The organism is Veillonella sp. 6_1_27, assembly GCF_000163735.1.
GTDB classification, from domain to species: domain Bacteria; phylum Bacillota; class Negativicutes; order Veillonellales; family Veillonellaceae; genus Veillonella; species Veillonella parvula_A.
Genome location: NZ_GG770217.1, coordinates 1 through 23,004 on the forward strand (window position 1 = coordinate 1; position 23,004 = coordinate 23,004).

General features: G+C 37.9%; 13 protein-coding genes and 1 rRNA gene. 3 read left to right on the forward strand and 11 right to left on the reverse strand.

Annotated features, from left to right (window positions below):
• Window positions 1-324 (reverse strand): 16S ribosomal RNA (locus tag HMPREF0874_RS07055); the annotation flags it as partial.
• A 541-nt stretch (window positions 325-865) separates the two neighbouring features.
• On the opposite strand from HMPREF0874_RS07055, the gene HMPREF0874_RS07060 reads away from it, so the two are divergent.
• Window positions 866-1,597, forward strand: a complete 732-nt coding sequence (locus HMPREF0874_RS07060) for an SIMPL domain-containing protein (protein ID WP_008602682.1) — start codon at window positions 866-868, stop codon at window positions 1,595-1,597.
• Here HMPREF0874_RS07060 and HMPREF0874_RS07065 read toward each other — a convergent pair.
• The gene (locus HMPREF0874_RS07065) at window positions 1,578-2,324 is read right to left on the reverse strand and encodes a ubiquinone/menaquinone biosynthesis methyltransferase (protein WP_004698389.1); all 747 of its coding nucleotides are present in this window, start codon (window positions 2,322-2,324) and stop codon (window positions 1,578-1,580) included. The two genes, HMPREF0874_RS07060 and HMPREF0874_RS07065, sit on opposite strands and share 20 nt — an antisense overlap.
• A gap of 346 nt (window positions 2,325-2,670) precedes the next feature.
• On the opposite strand from HMPREF0874_RS07065, the gene sstT reads away from it, so the two are divergent.
• Together sstT and HMPREF0874_RS07075 are read left to right on the forward strand one after the other, a co-directional pair.
• Window positions 2,671-3,891: a serine/threonine transporter SstT gene (gene sstT, locus HMPREF0874_RS07070; RefSeq protein ID WP_004692960.1), complete on the forward strand. Its 1,221-nt coding sequence runs from the start codon at window positions 2,671-2,673 to the stop codon at window positions 3,889-3,891.
• Window positions 3,892-4,137: 246 nt separating this feature from the next.
• Entirely contained in the window at window positions 4,138-5,655 is a 1,518-nt protein-coding gene (locus HMPREF0874_RS07075; RefSeq protein WP_008602685.1) for an NAD(P)/FAD-dependent oxidoreductase, read from the forward strand.
• A gap of 189 nt (window positions 5,656-5,844) precedes the next feature.
• On the opposite strand, the gene HMPREF0874_RS07080 is transcribed toward HMPREF0874_RS07075, so the two are convergent.
• The 9 genes from HMPREF0874_RS07080 to HMPREF0874_RS07120 all read right to left on the reverse strand — a co-directional run bounded on the left by HMPREF0874_RS07080 (window position 5,845) and on the right by HMPREF0874_RS07120 (window position 22,988).
• Complete coding sequence (locus HMPREF0874_RS07080) at window positions 5,845-6,501, reverse strand: PepSY domain-containing protein (protein ID WP_004692962.1); 657 nt, start codon at window positions 6,499-6,501, stop codon at window positions 5,845-5,847.
• 127 nt (window positions 6,502-6,628) lie between these two features.
• The gene (locus HMPREF0874_RS07085; RefSeq protein ID WP_008602687.1) at window positions 6,629-7,750 is read right to left on the reverse strand and encodes an AI-2E family transporter; all 1,122 of its coding nucleotides are present in this window, start codon (window positions 7,748-7,750) and stop codon (window positions 6,629-6,631) included.
• Window positions 7,751-7,976: 226 nt separating this feature from the next.
• On the reverse strand, window positions 7,977-9,014 hold the full coding sequence (locus HMPREF0874_RS07090; protein WP_008602689.1) for an OmpA family protein: 1,038 nt from the start codon (window positions 9,012-9,014) through the stop codon (window positions 7,977-7,979).
• 552 nt (window positions 9,015-9,566) lie between these two features.
• A complete protein-coding gene (locus tag HMPREF0874_RS07095; RefSeq protein ID WP_008602691.1) occupies window positions 9,567-10,976 on the reverse strand; it encodes an MATE family efflux transporter in 1,410 nt (469 codons plus the stop codon).
• Between the two features lie 255 nt (window positions 10,977-11,231).
• Window positions 11,232-18,653, reverse strand: a complete 7,422-nt coding sequence (locus HMPREF0874_RS07100) for an ESPR-type extended signal peptide-containing protein (RefSeq protein ID WP_008602692.1) — start codon at window positions 18,651-18,653, stop codon at window positions 11,232-11,234.
• Between the two features lie 415 nt (window positions 18,654-19,068).
• Entirely contained in the window at window positions 19,069-20,040 is a 972-nt protein-coding gene (locus HMPREF0874_RS07105; protein ID WP_264467418.1) for a biotin-dependent carboxyltransferase family protein, read from the reverse strand.
• Window positions 20,041-20,077: 37 nt separating this feature from the next.
• A complete protein-coding gene (gene pxpB, locus HMPREF0874_RS07110; protein WP_039965324.1) occupies window positions 20,078-20,821 on the reverse strand; it encodes a 5-oxoprolinase subunit PxpB in 744 nt (247 codons plus the stop codon).
• Between the two features lie 74 nt (window positions 20,822-20,895).
• The gene (locus HMPREF0874_RS07115) at window positions 20,896-22,092 is read right to left on the reverse strand and encodes an NRAMP family divalent metal transporter (RefSeq protein WP_008602694.1); all 1,197 of its coding nucleotides are present in this window, start codon (window positions 22,090-22,092) and stop codon (window positions 20,896-20,898) included.
• Window positions 22,093-22,220: 128 nt separating this feature from the next.
• On the reverse strand, window positions 22,221-22,988 hold the full coding sequence (locus HMPREF0874_RS07120; protein ID WP_008602696.1) for a LamB/YcsF family protein: 768 nt from the start codon (window positions 22,986-22,988) through the stop codon (window positions 22,221-22,223).
• Window positions 22,989-23,004 lie beyond the last annotated feature (16 nt).

The window sequence follows — 23,004 nt, forward strand, 5'->3', positions numbered from 1 at the left end:
CATCCTCTCAGACCGGCTACTGATCATCGCCTTGGTGGGCCGTTACCCCTCCAACTAGCTAATCAGACGCAATCCCCTCCTTCAGTGATAGCTTACATGTAGAGGCCACCTTTCATCCATCCTCGATGCCGAGATTAGATCGTATGCGGTATTAGCAGTCGTTTCCAACTGTTGTCCCCCTCTGAAGGGCAGGTTGATTACGCGTTACTCACCCGTTCGCCACTAAGATTGATAGAAGCAAGCTTCCGTCGCTCTTCGTTCGACTTGCATGTGTTAAGCACGCCGCCAGCGTTCGTCCTGAGCCAGGATCAAACTCTCCAAGATACCTTGAAGCTATTTGAATAGCTCATTATTTGTTATCGTTACTTTTAAGTAACTTTGAATTATGGTTGGTTTTGACTATGTCAAAACCCGCACTCTGGCATATGTTCAATCATATGATTGATTACCTATCATTGTTCAGTTTTCAAAGATCTGTTATCAATTTGCACTACTTCATTATTAAGTACTGTCGTAATTGACGACTTGATTATAATAACATTATGACCACTTTCATGTCAACACATTTTATAATCTTTTTTGAAGTTCATTTTAAACCTCTAAGTGTATTGCTACACTCATTAAGAAACAGCCGCTCAAACGACTGTATGCATATTATAGTACAATGAAAATATAATCGCAACCCCCAATTCTCAATTTTACAAAATCTTCATTTTATTTTCATTTTTAATCATAAACCTAATAATTGATTTTACACAATTAATCATGTACAATGTAGCTGTAATAAAGAACTTCCAGCACAAATTAGTTTTCTTTTATTAGCGTTTACCAATATGAATATTACATTATTGTAAGGAGATTGAGTATGAAACTATCAAAACATTTATTATCAAAAGCTGTAGCTATAGCTGCTATATGTGCTACTATGGGAACTACCACATTAGCTGCACCACAGGGCACATTTGATACTTCAGAAATTAATATTACTGGTCAAGCGTCTCGATCTGTAGCACCTAACTATGCGATTTTAACACTTGGTATTACAAGCCAAAATACCAATATCAATGCTGCAAAATCTAATAATGATCGTATTATGAATAATTTAATTAGTCAATTAGCTAACTTAGGTGTTGCAAAAAAAGACATCTATACATCTAGCATTTCCATCAATCCAACGAGCGACTATCAAGACGGCAAACGCATCAATACAGGTTACAATGTATCAAATCATGTAACAGTTAAGATCAATAACCTTGATAACGTAGGAAAGGTTGTCGATGCCGCTGTTAGCGCTGGTGCTAACGACATCAACAACCTTTCATTCCAAAATGATGTGTCTCAACAATTATCTGATTCTTTAACTACAGAAGCGATTCAAAACGGTCGCCATAAAGCAGAAGTTATCGCAGCTGCCCTCGGTCGTACATTGGGACCAGTAAAAACTGTTTCCATTAGCACAACTGAAACTAGCACAATGGACTCTGGTTACTATCGTAACCCAGTAATGCTAAAAGCAGCTCTCGAAACTACTACGCCTGTAGAAAAAGGCTCTTTAATAGTTTCACAAGACGCTAACATCACTTATTATCTACAATAGAATTTTCCGGTACCACACCTTCGTGTACAGCTACAATGCCGCCTGTCAATTCATGATAGGTGGCATTTTCATATCCAAGAGATTTCCAGATTTCTAAAATCTCACTTTGATGCGGGTATCTACGTAAAGATTCTGGAAGCCATGCATAGGAAGAGTTATCTTTGCTCAATTTTCCTATAATAGGCAATATATATGAAAAATAGAAGTTATATAACTGTTTAAACCCAAACATACTTGGTTTTGCAAGTTCTAACACCACAACCTTCCCCCCTGGTTTTACCACGCGTTGCATTTCAGACAATACCTGCTTAATATCTGGAACATTTCGCATTGCAAAGCCACTCATTGCAGCATCAAATGTATTATCCTCATATGGTAAGGCCATGGCATCACCTTGTACTAAATTTACTTGATTAAGTAAACCAGCAGCCTCAATACGAACACGACCTTGATTTAGCATTTCACTATTAAAGTCTAATGCCTCTACCTTCAAAGTGGGCTCTTGACGTAATGCTTCCTTCGTAAATACACAAGTGCCACATGCCACATCAAGTACATATTGGTGAGGACCGATATTCATCGCTTTTACAGAGAATTTACGCCAAAAATAATCTTGTCCAAAGCTTAACACCGTATTCATTAAGTCATAGTTTTTTGCAATATTAGAAAAAACGCCTTGTACAAATTTCTCTTTATCTGCATACGTTTTAAATTCTTTAGTATTCATTATGGACCTTTCACAAATCAAGAACTATGTTCAAGAATTATATATGGCATAGTATACCACACTATAGGAACGCTAAAAAGAATCCTAATATATATACTCTATATAATGACTATGTAATATATACATACCTACTAAAAACACTGGTATTTAGTATTTTCCGCTACATAATATAAAACTAAACACACATATCTATTTTTTACCTATATTCATAATAAATATATACGACTATCGATTATAATATCTATTGCCACCATTTCATGTTCGTTGTATAATGACATATGTCCATGTTGAAAGGATACTTTATCATGGGATTTTATTTGTTTTTATATAAGTATTGGAGTGTACTATGAATCGATTTGTAAAATCAATCAATAGAGTCAGTCTAATCCAACAAATTATCATAGGTTTGATTATTGGTATTTTAACTGCTCTTTATGTGCCCGATGTGGCCAATGAACTTGCTTTATTAGGAGTCCTCTTCGTTGGAGCGCTAAAAGGTATCGCCCCTATCCTCGTATTTTTCTTAGTAATTGCTGCGATTAGTAAACATCGCTCTGGACAAAAAACAGGTATGGGCTCTGTTATAACCTTATATTTACTAGGTACATTCCTATCTGCGGCTTTAGCAGTAATCGTAAGTTTCTTTTTCCCTACTACATTACACCTAGCAGCAGGTGCAGCCGATGCCGCACCACCTCAAGGTATCGTAGAGGTTATGACAACATTACTAAAAAATGTAGTTGATAATCCTGTAAAAGCATTAATGACTGCTAACTACATCGGTATTTTAGGTTGGGCACTTATCATTGGTGGTGCTTTACGCCATGCACCGATGAATACGAAGGAAGTTATGGAGTCCATTGCACAAGCTATTACTACTGTAGTAGGTTGGATCATTCGATTCGCCCCTCTTGGTATTATGGGCCTTGTAGCAGAATCCATTGCTACTAACGGCATCGAAGCCTTGATTGGGTACTTTCAATTACTCGTATTATTACTTGGTTCTATGATCTTTGTAGCACTAGTAATCAATCCAATTTTATCCTTTATTTACCTTCGTCGTAATCCATACCCATTGGTATTCAAATGCTTACGAGAATCTGCAATCTATGCGTTCTTTACACGTAGTTCTGCTGCAAACATTCCCGTAAACCTTGATTTAGCCAAACGATTGAAACTTAATCCAGATATGTATTCCGTATCCATTCCATTAGGAGCTACAATCAATATGGGTGGTGCAGCAATTACAATCACAATCATGACATTAGCTGCGGCGCATACATTAGGTATCGTTGTAGATATTCCTACCGCAATCCTATTATCTGTTATTGCCACTATAGGTGCATGTGGGGCTTCCGGTGTTGCAGGCGGTTCCTTGTTACTCATTCCATTGGCTTGTTCCCTATTCGGTATATCCAATGATGTAGCAATGCAAGTTGTAGGCGTAGGCTTTATTATCGGGGTATTACAAGATTCCACGGAAACTGCACTTAACTCTAGCACAGATATCCTCTTCACTGCTACTGCTGATTATGCAAAACGCGGTTATCATCAAGATTGGAACTAAAATTTTTTTAGACGGTCCTTTGGGACCGTCTTTTTTTTGTAAACTAATTGTACATTCTTTTATAGGACTTTGTGAAAGTTACATATATCCGCGCCTCTTAATTTTCTGGAAATAATATTATGTATTTGGATAAACTAAATATAAACTTTCACCAATCACTAACAAACTATATTGATTTTCTTCAATGTAGTGGTATAATATAGTTAATGATAATAACTATTAGTAGATATATAGGAAGGAATCAACATGAAACAATACGATATTATTGTAGTTGGTACAGGCGGCGCAACCATCGTAGCTGATGCTGCGCTCAAAAAAGGCCTTAAAGTGGCAGTCATAGAAAAAGGTAAATTTGGTGGTACATGTCTAACTCGCGGTTGTATTCCTACAAAAGTTATGGTTACAGCAGCTAATGCAATTCAAGAAACAAAAGAATTCAAAAAAATTGGCGTTAACGTTGGACCTGCTACTATGGACTGGCATACTGTGTCCAAGCGTACTTGGCATAAAATTGACGAATCTGCAGGCATCTATGATTATTACAATGCCTATGACAACGTAGATGTGTATCGTGGTGCAGCAAGCTTTGTATCTGATAAAGTGATGAACATCCATCTTAACGATGGGTCTGGCATTGTAGAAATTACAGCGCCTACAATTATCCTTGGTACTGGTGGCTATAGTAATGTACCTAATGTACCAGGTCTTCAAGAATCAGGGTTCCTTACTAGTGAAAGTCTCTTTGGTGATAAATTCCCTAAACAGCCATATAAATCCCTTGCTGTACTTGGTGCGGGTCCGATTGGTGTTGAGTTCGCTCATGTATTTGATTCCGCTGGTACAAAAGTAACAATTCTACAACATAATGTACGTTTAGTTCCTAAAGAAGATGCAGATATATCGGAACACTTGCTTAACAACTACAGAGAACGTGGTATTAACGTACTTCTAAACCAAGACACTGTTGAAATCCGCCAAGAGGATGGCCTTAAAGTAGTAGTTACTAAAGATCGTACTACTGGCGAAATTACAGAAACTAAAGTTGAAGAAATCCTTGTAGCTGCAGGTATCCATCCAGCTGTGGAAGAACTTCACCTAGAAAATACTGGTATTGAAACACGGCCTAAAGGCTGGATCAAAACTAACGAATTTTTAGAAACATCCGTTGATGGTATCTACGCTTTAGGTGATGTCAATGGGGAGCCGGCATTTCGTCACCGTGCAAACTACGAAGCAGATATCATTGCTCACAATCTCTTCTATGCAACAAGTGAAGATGATTACCGTTGGGCAAGGTATGATACATTACCAAAAGTTACTTTCTCCTATCCTGAAGTTGGTAGTGTAGGTCTCACAGAGGCTGAAGCTATCAAAGCGGGTTACAATGTAGGCGTTGGGAAGAACTTCTACTCCTCCACTGCAAAAGGCTATGCAATGGGTATCAACCCTGGAGATATAAACGATGGATTTGTAAAAATTGTGGTAGATAAAGACACCAACCATATCCTTGGTATGCATGTCGTAGGTCCTCAAGCCTCTATCCTCTTCCAGCCTTATGTGAACCTTATGAATAGTGGTGTAACTCCGTTGACAGCAATCAACGAAGAAATTGCTTCTGAACGCACTAAACGTTTACGTGAAAAAGGTATTACTCGTGAAATGGACCCTAGATCCGTTATCACTGTAGGCGAAACTATGAGCCCACATCCATCCCTCGTCGAGGTTATCATGTGGACACAAGTGTACTACGAAAATCGTTGGTAATACAACTATAGTTATAAATAATAAAAGGACTAAACCTAGGCGCAGTCCTTTTGTTGCAAACATATCTATTGTAAAAAAAATATTCTAACATAAGAGCACTATCAACCGATATTTTATAGTATCGGAATCGCAAAAAAGAGCCAAAGGCATTGCCTTCGGCTCTTTTCTTATTAATCATCAATAGATAGGTTAGCGGCCCATATCTATATCAGAACCCCAAACGAGATTTGTTTTACGACCATCGAAGCCTTGATCTGGCTCAGGTGGTAATTTATAGGATTTAGATTGTTCTACATAAGCACCTGTCTCAGCATCTACTGTAACAACTACTTTTTTACCATCTTGATGCATAGTCACATAGTATAAAACTTTACCATTATGAGCTTCAATTTTCCAGCCCTTCATAACAGCATCATTTCCAAGTTGTTGTTTTGCAACACGTTCTGCTTGCGTTGATTCAATAACTTTATCTTTATTGAAAATCTCACCAATAACTTTCTTAGGTTTGCCCCCCTCTTCCATATCAGAAGCATTACCAGTGATTACATCAATTTTCATCTTGTACTGATGATACTTACTATAACCAACTACTTTATAACCATAGTTCAAGTCATTAGAGTTGAGCTCTACAGAATGAAGCGCCGCATTAGGATAGCGATTTTGGAAAATAGTTCCAATTTGGCTCATAGTCATAACTATGGACTCGCCAGGTGCACGTTTTACAGAAATATCCGTACTTGTTTCAGGCTTTGTTTTGCGTGCATCTGCCACACTTGGTGTAGCAACGGATAACATGCCCACTGCTAATACCCCCGTTAATGCCATAGAAATCAACTTTTTATTCATTATAATCCTCCTACTAGATATCATGTTTCTATTAATCAAACTATTAGTACACTAGAATTTCTATAAGTTCATGCTATATTCAGCAACACGAAAAATATGTAAATAGTCATATCATTTAGACAATATACTATAAACCTTCATTAGATGCAAGTCGTCCATCTACATCAGTCATAATCAATTTATAGCATGTAGCCACTAAAGGTACACCGATCAACATACCAGTAACCCCCATCAAACTACCGCCTACGATAACAGCAGCAAATACCCACAAACCTGGTAATCCAACAGAGTTACCTACAATTTTAGGATAAATAAAGTTACTTTCAATTTGATGTAGTATCTCCAGAATAATTACATAGATAAGAGCATCCATAGGGCTAACAGTAAGTAGCATAACGGCTCCAATGATACCACCAACATAAATACCTAATAGTGGAATCAAACCAGTTAGACCAATTACACAGGCAATCGTTGTAGCATATTCAATATTAAATAGCCATAAAGTAATACCTACCATCACGCCTAGAACCAAGGCATCTATAAACTGACCTACAAAAAAATTACTGAATGTTTGAACTGCTACACGAGTTACATAACTAACTCGACTTACCCACTCATCTGATGCATAAGCCTTTAATATACGTTTACCTTGTAACATAAGGCGTTCCTTATCAAGCAACATATAAACAGCAAAAATTAAGCCAAGACCTATGTTCAAAGTCCAAGACAATACGGTGCCCATTGCATTTACAATATATGTGCCACCTTTTGTCCCCCATTCACGAGTATATTTAGCAATATTCTCTCCACTTAGGGCATCTATAATCGTTTGATTCGACGCCATTGGAATGGTTTCTGTAATATGTTGCATCCATGTTTGGAAATCCGTATACAATTGCGGTGATGCAGCTACAATAATCGACATAGAATGAATCAATTGAGGTAAAGCCATCCGAGCAATAAAATACACAATAACACTAATTGTTACAAAGGATAGCAAAAGACTCAACGGGCGACGTATTTTATACTTCCATCCAGAGTCACACTTAGGCCATAGCCATCGTTCATAACGAACGACTAGAATATCCAATACGAAAGCAATACAAGCACCCACAATGAGCGGAACAAAAGCCGTAAAGATAGCGTCAAGACCACTAGCAATATCACTTATACGTAGTGCCATCATAATCATAATGCCCGCTAGTATAATAGCTCCTATGAGCTGTTTGTAATATTTGAATTCTTTCATAATAACCTACTTCACATAACACTATTAATAAGCTACACCTATATAACTATACGATTCTCACATCGCATACATTACCAAAGCATAATGAACATTGTATGACCTAGGATTGTATGCAATTTTAGTATAACACAAAAGTCCACCTTATCGCATGCTCGAATTCTCGATAAACAAGAGAGCATGATTGAAGGTGGACTTATTGTAGGCCTAATCTAGATTAGTCTAGAGATTAGCGATGAATATAAACGTCTACACGACGGTTTTCAGCTTTACCTGCTGCTGTAGAGTTAGTTGCAACTGGTTTAACATCACCATTAGCAATACCGATAAGACGATCGGCAGATACACCATGGTTAACTAAATATTGAGCCACATGTTGTACGCGGCGTTCAGACAAAGCAATGTTGTATTGAGGATTTGCATCAGTATCAGCGTTACCCATCAATTTAACTTGGTCTTGAGAATATTGGTTAGCAGCATTTACAGCAGCTGTTAAGTTTGGATATTGGTCTGCACGAGCAACATCTTGGTCGGAGTCAAAGTAGATAGATTGTACATAGTAATCCAATTTAGGAGTTTTATATGCAGGCGCTTCTACAGTAGGAGCTGGAGCCGGAGTGTATACAGGAGCTGGCGCTGGAGTGTATACAGGAGCTACGGATTTGTGACCGCCAAAACGGTAAGATAATCCAACTACTGGACCTTGGAAGGAAATATTGGACTTATCATCACGTTTAGTATTGATATAACGATACCCTGCATTAATATCCCAGTCTTGGTTAACTTTATAACCTAAACCTGCTTCCCAAGTAGTAGTTCTCTTAGTCCCTACACCCGCTTTACCATAAACGTCTACTTTGGAGCCAAGGTTAGCTTTACCAATTACACCTAATTGAGCAATATTATTTGCTTTAGGGAATGCATCACCAGAAATGTGAGCATAACCGCCATATACTGCGAAATTTTTGTTCAAGGATTGAACCAAATTAACTTCTTGCATTCTGTCACTATAGCTCATACCGTTATATTTATCGTTCAAACCATGGTATTGGTATTGCAACGCTGTTTTATCTGTGAAAGCGTATGTTACACCACCATCAAAGTTCCATTTTGCATCAGAAGTCCAAGCTTTAGTTTTTGCTTTAGAATCAGACGCACCAAGATCAACTTGAAACTCACCTTTATTGAATTGAGTTTGAGGAGTTGCACCTGCTACGGACACACCTACAGCAGCAACTGCCAATAAAGCTAATAATTTTTTATTCATTATAATTCCCTCCAAAAACAGCCCTTATAATACTTAGGCTTTGGTAATAATATGCTTATATTTTACACATTTTTTCAATATAATTCAACATTCTTCATGAATATTTGATGAATTTTTAGTTATATCTATCGATAAATATTATAAATATAAATATTTAAACCCTCTCTATTGCCTAATTACTGCGATTCTCTACACATATTACATTCCCGTAATTATAATACTATTTATCTTTTTTAAGATTCTCTAACAATAATAAAATTACTGGTCTTATAAGTTCATCAAAATCATTATTATATATACTAATAGATCTAACTATAATTGAACGAATAAAAGCTCCCTTATGCACTAAGGAAGCTTTTATCATTTCATATGTATATCCCTTACATATATACGTGAAATCAGAAGTTTCTGGTCAGATAACACATTCCCCAATGTGTCATTTTTTTCACATTACGTATTGTACATCAAAAATTTTTAATAGACAAGAGTTTATTCACTTCTTTTTCATGAATCCTTCTAAAACTTTCAATGTGAAAAAGAATTTACATCTCATTAAACAACCTTATGTTGCCATGTTCCTCGAATAAATCTCAAATAAGAACAACATAATCTTAGAGACTGATCGAAGCACAAAGATAACCATGCCCCAAAAAGTCCTAAACCTAGTGTAATGCACAATAAATAAGTAATAATAGGACGAATGATTGCTACGCTTACAAGAGAATATTTCATGATGTAATATGTATCTCCTGCCCCTTTCAACACACCGGAATACACTTGCTGTAATGCTTGAGGGAATGCAGCGATAGCCATAATGCCCATCAAAGTGGCTGAAAGTGTGACAACATCACTTTCACGAGTATATAACTGTACTAAAAAATCACCAGGACCAATAAAGATTAATGCACTTACAAGGCCCACGACTAAACCAATACGAGCACCAATTTTACCATAAGTACGTGCAATATCTGGTCGTTTGTGTCCCAGACTTTGCCCAGTATGAGATGCACCTGCAAATCCAAGACCCATCGCAAAATAGTAAAATATATCCATTAAATTCATACATACGTAATGTGCTGCTAAAGGTACCGCACCTAAGGAAGCAACAATCATAGTGTATGTATACATACCGAATCGCTCAAAGAACTGTTCTCCTAAAGAACTGCCACCGACATGAAACATTGTATGTAATACGGGCCTTTCAAAAGTCCATTTCGACGGATGGCGCAATGTTAATCCAGTAGAAGTATGTTGTGAAATCGTACGCAACAACAATAATGCAATAATAGCACTACTGATCATAGTGGATACACCTGCCCCCATAACGCCAAGTTCAGGGAAGAAACCAATACCATAAATCAAGAAGAAATTCATTATCGTATTCAAAATATTCCCTACTACATTAGATTTAAAAATAACTTTAGTGTTACCATATCCAATGAGTGCAGCCCCTACGATTTGGCTAAAGGACTGAAATATTAAGCTAATAACTATGAAACGACCATACCAAACGGCTGTTTCAATATAGCCATCTTCAGCACCCGTAAAACGTAGAATATGCTCTAAGTTCAAGAAACATATCAATAATAACGGTACATAAATTAAAAAATTCAATAAAATAGATTGCTTGAGTACGGCATTCATACCATCTACATCGCCTTCACCATGACGACGAGCTATAATTGCTGTCACAGCAATGGATAAGGCTCGACAAAAGATGAGCATTACCATCTCAGGTTGACCCATAATGCCTACCGAAGCAAGAGCTGACGCACCTAAGGCACCAACCATCGCCAAATCAATGGCAGTCATAAATTGTAACATCAAGCCTTGTAATGTAGCTGGCCAAGCTATTTTTAAATAATTACCATATAGCTGCTTTGTAGTTCCTACAGCTCCTAATCGTTCTGCAACAGGCAACATGGTGTCTATTGAAAGCCATCGTTGTATACGGTCTAACATCCTATCTCCTATTCATGCAAGATCATACATAATAGAGGTATCACTTTACCTCTTATTTCCACTGTATTATATCACACAACATATGAGAAGTCATTCATATGTTATGCATTTTAAATAAGAATACATATCAAAATAGCAAAAGAACCTCTTATACGAAATGTATATACCCTATCAAGTACAACAATGTATAAGAGGTTCTTTAGTTTTACAGAGAAATAACTATCTTAGACTATTATCAAAATTAGTTCTCAACTCTTAACCTTTAGAAGCTAATAATTGATTTACTACGGCACGCAAGTCATCTAAGCCTTGTTTAGTTTCAGCCAATTCTTGACGTTGACGTTCATTTTCAGCTTCTAATGTATTTAGACGCGCTGCTTGATTAGCAATAACCGTTTTTTGATTACTATTTTCTTTTTTGAGACTAGATACTTCATCTTGCATTACATAAACAGAGCTAATAGGCCCCGCCTTATAGCGTTCTGGAATAGCGTCTTTTCTTTCACGACTACCACCAAATTTATGCGTTACACCTGCATTTACCATGTTATGGCTAGTACCAAGTGAAACACCTACGTTGAACATAGTATCTTCAGTTCGGTAGTGAGCAATACCGATGGCACCCGCAGTTTCACCACGGTAGTTACCAATACCAGCCATAATTTGTGTTGGTTCCAATGGATCATATTGAATTGGTTTCAACGCTGCCATAGCTGCTGCATGAGCACCAACACGTTGTGTTTCAGTACCAACACGGTTAACAGCTTCTTGTAAACCAGCATTAGATGCTTTCAATTGGCTAACATTTACTGCATCAGTATCAGCTGTGCCAGGCGCTACTCCATGAATTTTGTTGCCACCATTATTTAAGCCGTCTACAGTAAGTGATACAGGGCTAGCTGCTGTATCTGCAGGAGTAATAGTCATACCACCCCCATTAATTGTAGTAGAGTTGCCAGCTGCATCTTTCACAGTTGTACCTGCAGGAGTGATTTTAGTAGATACACCGTTTTCATCACCTACAATAACACTGTTTAGGCCTTTTAAGTCTTTAGCCAAGCCATATGTGAAAGTAGTTCTATCTTGGTTAACTACAAGATTATCACCAGCTTGGAATTTTACGGTATCACTACCTTGTACTTTTTCAACAGTACCTCCTGCAGCTGTTACCTTCCATGCAGATATATCTTTAACTTGTTGTTTACCAGCATCTGTCAAGTTGCTCAAGTCTTGATTTGCAGCATTATCAATTTTGCCTTTAGTTGCATCATCGAGTTTAACAGTTACATCGTCGCCATTAGCAACCGTAGTAAGGCCATTTTCACCTTTCACATTAAATTTCACATCACCTGTGCTCAACGATTTTTCATCGGTAGAACCAGAGTTACCACCTAAAGAAATCTTGCGAGCAATAGCTGTCGTGTTTTTGTCGATATTAGCTTTATTGGTTGCGATGTTATCCTTATTAGTTGCAATATCAGCAGCATTTCTATCAATTGCAGCTTTATTATTAGCTATTTTTTGCTTGTTATCCGCAATGGCATCAGCATTTTTACCAATCTTATCTGTATTATCAGCAATGTTGGCTTTGTTTTCTGCTACTTGATCATCAACATGTTTCAATTGATCTTCTGTGGCGGCACGTCCAGAGACAGGCTGTGTTTGACCCGGAGTCCATGCAGTGTTAGTCAAACCCGTTACTTGAGGTGTTTCTACACCTTCTGTAGCTTTCACTTTTGGTGCTGTAATAGTTTGATTTGCTTTTACAGTATTGAAAGTTACGTCTTGTTTAGTAGCAATTGTGAAATCTTTACCATTTTGAGTAATGGAAATGTTATCACCATCGATAAACTTAACTGTATTGCCACCTTCAACTTTTTCAGCAGTATTACCATTAGCTACTACGTTCCATGCGGATAAATCTTTAACTTGTTGTTTACCAGCATCTGTTAAGTTGCTCAAATCCGTATTTGCTGCATTATTGATTTTATTAGCCGTAGCATCATCTAATTTGACAGTTACATCGTCTCCATTAGCTTCAGTAACAATACCATTTTGCCCTTTAATATTGAATTTCACATCGCCTGTACTTAAGGATTTCTCATCGGTTGAACCAGTATTACCACCTAAGGAAATCTTACGACCAATAGCTTCTGTATTTTTATCAATATTAGCTTTATTGGCTGCGATATCGCCAGCATTTTTAGTGATGGCCGCTTTGTTATCTGCAATATTTTGTTTATTCGTCGCAATATTATCTTTATTAGTTGCTATATCGGCTTTATTAGTTGCGATATTATCTTTGTTAGTAGCAATATCTACTGCATTTTTATCAATTGCAGCTTTATTATCCGCTATTTTTTGTTTGTTATCCGCAATAGCCTCTGCATTTTTACCAATCTTATCTGTATTGTCAGCAATCTTGGCTTTATTTTCTGATACTTGATCATCAACGTATTTCAATTGGTCTTCTGTAGCTGCACGACCAGATACAGGTTGTGTTTGGCCTAGAGTCCATGCAGTGTTAGTCAAGCCTGTTACTTGAGGAGTTTCAACCCCAGTTGTCGCTTTAACCTTTGGCGCTGTAATCGTTTGAGTAGCTGTTACCGTATCAAAAGTTACATCTTTCTTAGTAGAAATGGTGAAGTCCTTACCATTTTGAGTAATGGAAATGTTATCACCATCGATAAACTTAACGGTGTTACCACCTTCAACCTTTTCAGCCATCTCATTATTAGCGACTACATTCCAAGCTGCTAAGTCCTTAACTTGTTGCTTACCGTCAGGGGTCAAATTACTCAAATCTCGATCAGCTGCATTGTCAACTTTACCTTTAGTTGCATCATCGAGTTTAACAGTCACATCGTCGCCATTAGCAACCGTAGTAAGACCATTTTCACCTTTTACGTTAAACTTCACATCACCTGTGCTCAAGGATTTTTCATTAGTCGAACCAGAGTTACCACCTAAAGAAATCTTACGGCCAATAGCTGTCGTGTTTTTGTCGATGTTAGCTTTATTGGTTGCGATGTTATCCTTATTAGTTGCAATATCACTAGTATTTTTAGTGATAGCCGCTTTGTTATCAGCAATATTTTGTTTATTCGCAGCAATATTGTCCTTATTAGTTGCAATATCAGCAGCATTTCTATCAATTGCAGCTTTATTATTAGCTATTTTTTGCTTGTTATCTGCAATGGCATCAGTATTTTTGCCAATCTTATCTGTATTATCAGCAATCTTGGCTTTGTTTCCTGCTACTTGATCATCAACATGTTTCAATTGGTCTTCTGTGGCTGCACGACCAGATACAGGTTGTGTTTGGCCCGGAGTCCATACAGTGTTAGTCAAGCCTGTTACTTGAGGAGTTTCAACCCCAGTTGTCGCTTTAACCTTTGGTGCTGTAATCGTTTGAGTAGCTGTTACCGTATCAAAGGTTACATCTTTCTTAGCAGAAATGGTGAAGTCCTTACCATTTTGAGTAATAGAAATGTTATCACCATCGATAAACTTAACTGTATTGCCACCTTCAAGTTTTTCGGCAGTATTACCATTAGCTACTACGTTCCATGCGGATAAATCCTTAACTTGTTGCTTACCATCAGGGGTCAAATTGCTCAAGTCTTGGTCAGCTGCATTCTCGATTTTACCTTTAGTCGTATCATCGAGTTTAACTGTCACATCGTCGCCATTAGCAACAGTCGTAAGACCATTTTCACCTTTCACATTGAATTTCACATCACCTGTGCTCAACGATTTTTCATCAGTCGAACCAGAGTTACCACCTAAAGAAATCTTACGAGCGATAGCAGCAGTATTTTGAGCAATATTAGCCTTATTAGAAGCAATATCCCCTTTATTTGTAGCAATGTCGCCAGTATTTTTAGTAATTGCAGTTTTATTATCAGCTATTTTTTGCTTATTATCTGAAATAGCATCAGCATTCTTACCGATTTTATCTGTATTGGCTGCGATATCAGCTTTATTAGTTGCAATATTGTCTTTATTGGTAGCAATATCTACTGCATTTTTATCAATTGCAGTTTTATTGTCAGCTATCTTTTGTTTATTATCTGCAATAGCATCGGCATTTTTGCCAATCTTATCTGTATTATCAGTGATATTGGCTTTGTTTTCTGCTACTTGATCATCAACATGTTTCAATTGGTCTTCTGTGGCAGCACGACCAGATACAGGTTGTGTTTGCCCCGGAGTCCATGCAGTGTTGGTCAAACCTGTTACTTGAAGAGCTTCAACCCCAGTTGTCGCTTTAACCTTTGGCGCTGTAATGGTTTGGTTAGCGGTTACCGTATCAAAGGTTACATCTTTCTTAGTGGAAACGGTGAAATTTTTACCATTTTGAGTAATGGAAATGTTATCACCATCGATAAACTTAACAGTGTTACCACCTTCAACTTTTTCAGCCGTTTCATTATTAGCGACTACATTCCATGCTGCTAAATCTTTAACTTGTTTCTTGCCAGTAGGCGTCAAGTTGCCCAAGTCTTGATCAGCAGCATTATCGATTTTGCCTTTAGTCGTATCATCAAGTTTAACAGTTACATCATCGCCATTAGCAACCGTTGTAAGTCCATTTTCCCCTTTCACATTGAATTTCACATCACCTGTGCTCAATGATTTTTCATCGGTAGATCCAGAGTTACCACCTAAAGAAATCTTACGGCCAATAGCTGTCGTGTTTTTGTCGATGTTAGCTTTATTGGTTGCGATGTTATCCTTATTAGTTGCAATATCACTAGTATTTTTAATGATGGCCGCTTTGTTATCAGCGATATTTTGTCTATTGGTAGCAATGTCGTCAGTATTTTTAGTGATTGCTGTTTTATTATCAGCTATTTTTTGCTTATTATCTGCAATATTATCTTTATTAGTAGCAATAGCATCAGCATTTTTGCCAATCTTATCTGTATTATCAGCAATGTTGGCTTTATTTTCTGCTACTTGATCATCAACGTATTTCAATTGGTCTTCTGTAGCTGCACGACCAGATACAGGTTGTGTTTGGCCTAGAGTCCATGCAGTGTTAGTCAAACCTGTTACTTGAGGAGCTTCAACCCCAGTTGTCGCTTTAACCTTTGGCGCTGTAATCGTTTGAGTAGCTGTTACCGTATCAAAAGTTACATCTTTCTTAGTAGAAATGGTGAAGTCCTTACCATTTTGAGTAATAGAAATGTTATCACCATCAATAAACTTAACAGTGTTATTACCTTCAACCTTTTCAGCCGTCTCATTATTAGCGACTACATTCCAAGCTGCTAAGTCCTTAACTTGTTGTTTACCATTAGGAGTCAAATTGCTCAAGTCTCGATCAGCTGCATTGTCGAGTTTATTTTTAGTTACATCATCGAGTTTAACAGTCACATCGTCGCCATTAGCAACCGTAGTAAGACCATTTTCACCTTTCACATTGAATTTCACATCACCTGTGTTCAAGGATTTTTCATCGGTAGAACCAGAGTTACCACCTAAAGAAATCTTACGGGCAATAGCAGCAGTATTTTGAGCAATATTAGCTTTATTAGAAGCAATATCCCCTTTATTTGTAGCAATTTCACCAGTATTTTTATCTATTGTAGTTTTATTGTCAGCAATTTTTTGCGTATTCGCAGCAATACTGTCCTTATTGGTAGCAATATCTGTTTTGTTTGTTGCAATATCGCCTGCATTTTTAGCAATTGCAGTTTTATTTGTATCAATAGCAGTTTTGTTAGCTTCAGCTTTATCGTCAACTTTTTTCAATTGGGATACATTGACAGCATCTTTATCAGCAACACCATCTGCTACATTGGCAACTTTCAAATTGCCAGCATTAATACCTTTATCACCATCAATTTTTACAGTTTCATTACCGCTAGCATTATTGAAAGAAGCACTGTTTAATTTAGAAAGATCTTTTTTCAAAGCTACAGAGATTTTCTTATCATTTCTAGCAACCGCAACATTATCGTCACCAGAAAAATCTACTGTATTACCTTTTTCAACTGCTACTGGTGTAGCTTCACCATTAGCAGAAAGATTCCAACCATATTTATTTTGATCAATTGCTTGATTAATCGCATTAGCTACGTTAGCAGAATCCGCCATACCTGCCGAGGCTGTAGCGCTACCATTTGCTACAGTAATGTCTTGCTTTTTACCAGAAACTGTAATTTTCTTACCATTAGCTGTAGTGCTAATGTATGTATTATCACCATTTACAGCCAATTTACTATTAGCAAGGTTCACATCGCCTGTACCAGTATCACCTGTAAAAGCTAGATTAACACTCTTTAACTGTGCCACGTTTACTGCATCTGTATCAGCAGTACCTGCAGCAACATAGTTAATTTGACGTGTTTGGTTTGTCGTACCAACAGCAACACCACCTAATTTAGACGTTAGGGCAGCACCACTTAAACCAGCATATATATCTGTACGACTAGTATTAACATTATAGCCCGCTACACCTGAAGCAATATCAGCTATAGATTTTGAGCCAACAGCTACACCATCTACTACTTTACCTCTGGCGCCATCACCAACAGCCACAGAACGACTTGCAGATGCGTCTGTTGCGGCATTTGGGCCAATAGCAATAGAATTATCGGCCGTAGCACCAGTATTATCTTTATTAGCAACATCAGAAGATTTTATAGATATATATTTATAAGCGATTTGGTCTACAATAGCGCTAAGTTGAGAGCCATTAATTGCATCTGTGGAAGTAGCACTTACTTCACCAGGAGCCACATGTTTCAACTGACGTTCATACCCTTTAGAACCAAAAGATACAACGTCACCTGGCAATGTTTTATCACCACCAGCCCAGGAAGCAACAACGTTATTTGGCAAAGTATAGCTAGATTGTTTTGTACCGCCTACATCAGTGTTAGAACCACCACCGATGGCAATAGCATTATCACGATTTGCCCTAGCCCCTGTGCCAATAGCAATAGCATTTGTTACATCATTATTGGCTTGACCAGAAGCCCCACTAGAAGTTCCTGATAAACGATCCTTCGCATTTGCACCTGTACCAATGGCAATGCCCACATTGCCTGACTGACCTTTCATGCCTAATGTGATACCAGATTCACCAGCCGTTGCCGATGTATATAGTGGGTTTCTCATATCAAATCCTGTTAAGCTTTGAACCGCACTACGCAAATCCCCAGTTTTATTCTCACCATTATTCGTAGTGTAAATAACTTTTACACCATCGGCTTTAACTACATCATCGCCACCAATAACAATAGAAGAGTTACCTTGAGCTATTGTATTTCCCCCAATGGCAATTGCTTGCTCCCCAATTACTCTTGCACCTTCATTAGCAGTATTACCACCACCAATAGCGATTCCTTGTGGACTGTTAACACTGGTACTAGAATTAGCCCCTATTGCAATAGAATATCCACCTGCAGCTGCTACATTTTGACCGAAACCTACAGCTTTATCACCAGTAACAGAAGCACCAGCCCCCAAGCCTACTGCTGTTGCATGCATATTTGTAGGCAAAGTATTTGCCGCCATAGAGATGCTAGCATTAGTCATTGCTAATGCAGCCAAAATTGCTGCTACAACAATTTTCTTTTTGCCACTATTATTCTTAGCGAACTCAGATACTACTACGTAGCAGTTTTTTGATTTGCTCCAAACCACTTTAAAAATCTTATTCATACTTTCTCCTATAAACTATAGTAATATTAATGCTCCCTCGATGTTTTATCATATGTAAGTCATACGAGAATTCCAAAATTTTCAATATTATAAGTATATCAAAACCTTTAATACACTATCAAGCTTTTTCATTTTTTATTCATAATTCTACATAGCGCACAAATGCAGCATTAATGCATTTTATAGTGATTCATATCACAAATTTATATAAAATACGGGCTTATTTTATACCATAAAGAAGAGATAAAATGAATATAAATTCATAATCATTATTTTAAACTTGTTTTATAAGATTATATTTTCCCTCCACCTCATCAATTCATCTTACATTACATAACAAAAAGCTATCTCATAGAAATAACAATCTACAAGATAGCTTTATTGCTAGTTTATATAATTAAATAGGGAAAACCAATTAAGTTACATTAAAGGCATATACACTTTGTTCGTGTGCTAATTGTATGCGCTTATGTAAGCGTTTCATATATGTACGATATATCGCTTGTGCTTCTTCGACAGATATGATATCAAAATGAATTCCATCCCCCACTGGTAATTGGCTTAACCTAGGTAAATCTGCCGTAATCACAGTACCAATCTTTGTATAGCCACCTGTTGTTTGCCGATCTGCCATGAGTACTATAGGGTTTCCATCAGAAGGAACTTGGATAGAACCAAATACAGCGCCATCGGAGATAATATCCGCACCATCTATATGCTCTATAACAGGGCCATCCAAGCGAAAGCCCATACGATCACATTGTACAGTCAATGTATATATTTTACTACCAAAGGTCTTGATTCCTTTCTCTGTAAAATACTTTGCTTGCTCCCCTAGTACTACACGCAAAGGTTCGTGACACTCACGGCCGCCGCGGTTATATAAGGCGATATTGAATAAGTTATGACCATCATAGAAGTCGCACACATTCACTTCGTCTCTAGTAAATGCATTAATGCCAAACTGATCACCTGTTTGTAACGGTCTCCCCTCAAGGCCACCTATCTTAGCCTTTGTATGAGTGGATACGCTACCATTAATAGCAGGAACATCAATACCGCCTGAGAAAGCAATATACATACGCACGCCACATTGGCTAAAGCTACCAGAAATAATATCTCCTTCGTGACATATAAAAGGTATGTATCGAGGCACGACTATATTATTAATAGTGGGATGCATATCAGCCCCTGTAAAAGCAACAATACATGTACCTTGAACCGTTAGTGTAGGCGGTAGCACGGTGCATTCTAAAGCACCTAAAGGCTCCTTGTTTCCTACTAAAGCCTGCCCCAATAGATAGCTTTCACTATCCATAGGCCCCGCTACAGGCATACCATATTGTTGATAGCCGACTCGTCCTGCATCTTGAATCGTTGTATACATCCCTGGTCCATCTACGTGGATTGAAGCTTTCTTAAAACTATTTAAAGCCACGCAAATCACCTACCTCTACTTCATGTACAACAGGAGCATAAGCTGAACCTAAGGATTTGATGCGATAAAATTCAGTATCATCGATGGGCACATAACGAACGTAGTCCCCTGCTCTTAATAATGCAGCTTGTTTTTTAGACATATCATACATAGTCACAGGTGTGCACCCAATGATCTGCCATCCCCCTGGAGAATCTGATGGATATGTGCCAGTCTGTTCTCCTGCAATACCTACAGACCCGGCAGGAATCAAAATTCTTGGCGAAGACAACCGCGGAGTTGCAATGCGAGGATCCATTCCACCTAAGTAAGTAAAACCAGGAATAAAACCTAACATATAAACCAAATAATCAGTACCACTATGAATGGATACAACCTCAGCTTCACTTATATGATTGTGAGAGGCTACAAAGCCTAGATCTGGACCATACTCGCCACCGTATATGGTCGGGATTTCAACAATCGTAACACGTTCATTTGCGCTGTCTGTTACAGATTCTTGTAATATAGGATTAAGAGTTCCACAAATGTCGGTATACGTATATACCATTGCATCATATTGAACAAGCAATGCACAGTATGTAGGAACTAGTTCAATAATTCCATCTAGCTGTAAGAGTTTAATCTGCTCTATAACTTGTCGGATTTGTCGATTAATCTTTGGATCGATTGCTTGACCAAAATCAATAGAGATAGCGCAATCCCCTACAGGTGAAATTGTAGGTTTCATATGTACCTCCTACTATAACTAGAAAGGACCATCACATTCAAGACGAACGTAATGGTGCTTTCACAGATAATTAATTAACCTAGTAACTTAGCAATGCCCTTTAAAGATGTAACACCAATGTAAGATGTTACGAGCACTACAATCCACCCTGTATAATATAAAAGTTTATTGTGTTTATATGTTCCTACGATTTCAGATTTATGAGTTGCGACAAGCATAACTGCCAATGTAACAGGTAATATTAACCCATTTACAGAACCGGCTAAAATCAATAGAGATGCTGGTTTACCAATAAAAATCAGGATACATGTAGAAATAAAGATAAATGCCATAATAGTCAATTTTTCATTTCGTTCTACCACCTTAAACAATGTTTTTAAGAAGGATACTGATGTGTAGGCAGCCCCTACTACAGAGGTCAATGCGGCACAGAAGAACACTATACCGAATAATTTATGCCCGATTTCACCAGCTCCTAAAAGAAAAGCAGAGCCAGCTGGATCCTTAGCATCTAGTACAAATCCCATAGATACCACACCAAGAACAGCTAAGAATAATAATATACGAACTAGCGCATCAACAGACATGCCCATAATCGCTGCACGACGTACATCCTTTAAATGTTCTTGACCTGTAATACCAGCATCAATAAGGCGATGACCACCAGAGAATGTTATATAGCCACCTACGGTCCCTCCAATAAGAGTTATCGTAGCAAGCCACGGATAATTCGTAGGTACTATCGCATGAGTCACTGCTGTCCCTACCGGGGGATTCGTTGAAAATGCTACATAAGCAATGAGGACGAGCATAACCGTACCGAGTACTTTAGCCGTATTATCTAGAACACCACCCATCTTCTTAGATGTAAATAGTAAGATGCCCAAAATACCACTAATAGCCGCTGCTGTTGTTGTGTCGATACCAAATATAATATTGAGGCCCATAGAAGCACCACCAATATTACCGATATTAAAGGCTAATCCACCAAGGGAAATTAAAAATGCCACTATATACCCAAGGCCTGGTAATACCTTATTCGCAATATCTTGACCGCGCATTTGGGATACACCAATAATTGTCCACACATTAAGCTGTGCAATAATAGAGAAAATAACGGATATAACGATAGCAAATGCAAAGTCTGCTTTCAGCTCATTTGTAAACGCTGCTGTTTGCAACATAAAGCCAGGCCCAATAGATGACGTGGCCATTAAGAAAGCTGCCCCTAATAGGACAGAGAAACTCGCTTTACCTGTAATTGGTTTCATAGGAACCTCCAAAATAATAATTAATCTATGTCATACTTATTGCTTAAAGCTCATACTTGCTTTTAATACTTATATTCGTATTTTCTGTTAGTATTAATTAAGCATTTATTTTAATGTTCTTAATAGTGTTATCGGTGTTGAAAATTCGCCACCGTTATACCAGCTTTTGATAGCCCTTCCCGAATATACTTTGTGAAAGCTATCGCTTCAGGATTATCTCCATGAACACATATGGAGTCAGCCACAATATCAATGGTCTTCCCCGTATTAGTAACAACCTTCCCCTTTGTAACCATCATGAGAACTCGGTCTAAAGCCTCTTGTGGGTCTTTGATGAAAGCACCTACTTCTGTACGAGGAACCAATGTTCCCTCCTCTGTGTAGCCACGATCGGCAAACACCTCCTGTATAACAGGAATACCTCGTCGCTGTGCCTCTTGAGCAATATAGCTACCGCTCAATACCATAGCCGCAATATTGGGATTTACTGCTTGTAAACCATCTAAAATTGCATCAGCTATTACAGGCGTAACACAAGCTGTATTGTAAAAGGCACCGTGTAACTTCATATGCTGTAAAATAAGGTCATGGCTATCACAAAAAGCTTGTAGTGCGCCCAGTTGGTATATCATATAGGCTTTTGCCTCCGCAGGATTTACTGCCATCGCACGACGGCCAAATCCCATCAAATCTGGATAACCAGGATGTGCCCCTACGGCTACGCCCTTTTCTTTACACATGCGGACAGTCGCATCCATAATAAGAGGATCTCCAGCGTGCCAACCACAAGCAATATTAGCACTTGTTACGTGATTTAATACTTCACTATCCATACCTAATGTATAATTACCAAAACTTTCGCCTAAATCACTATTTAAATCTACATAATGAGACATATACTATTACCTCTCC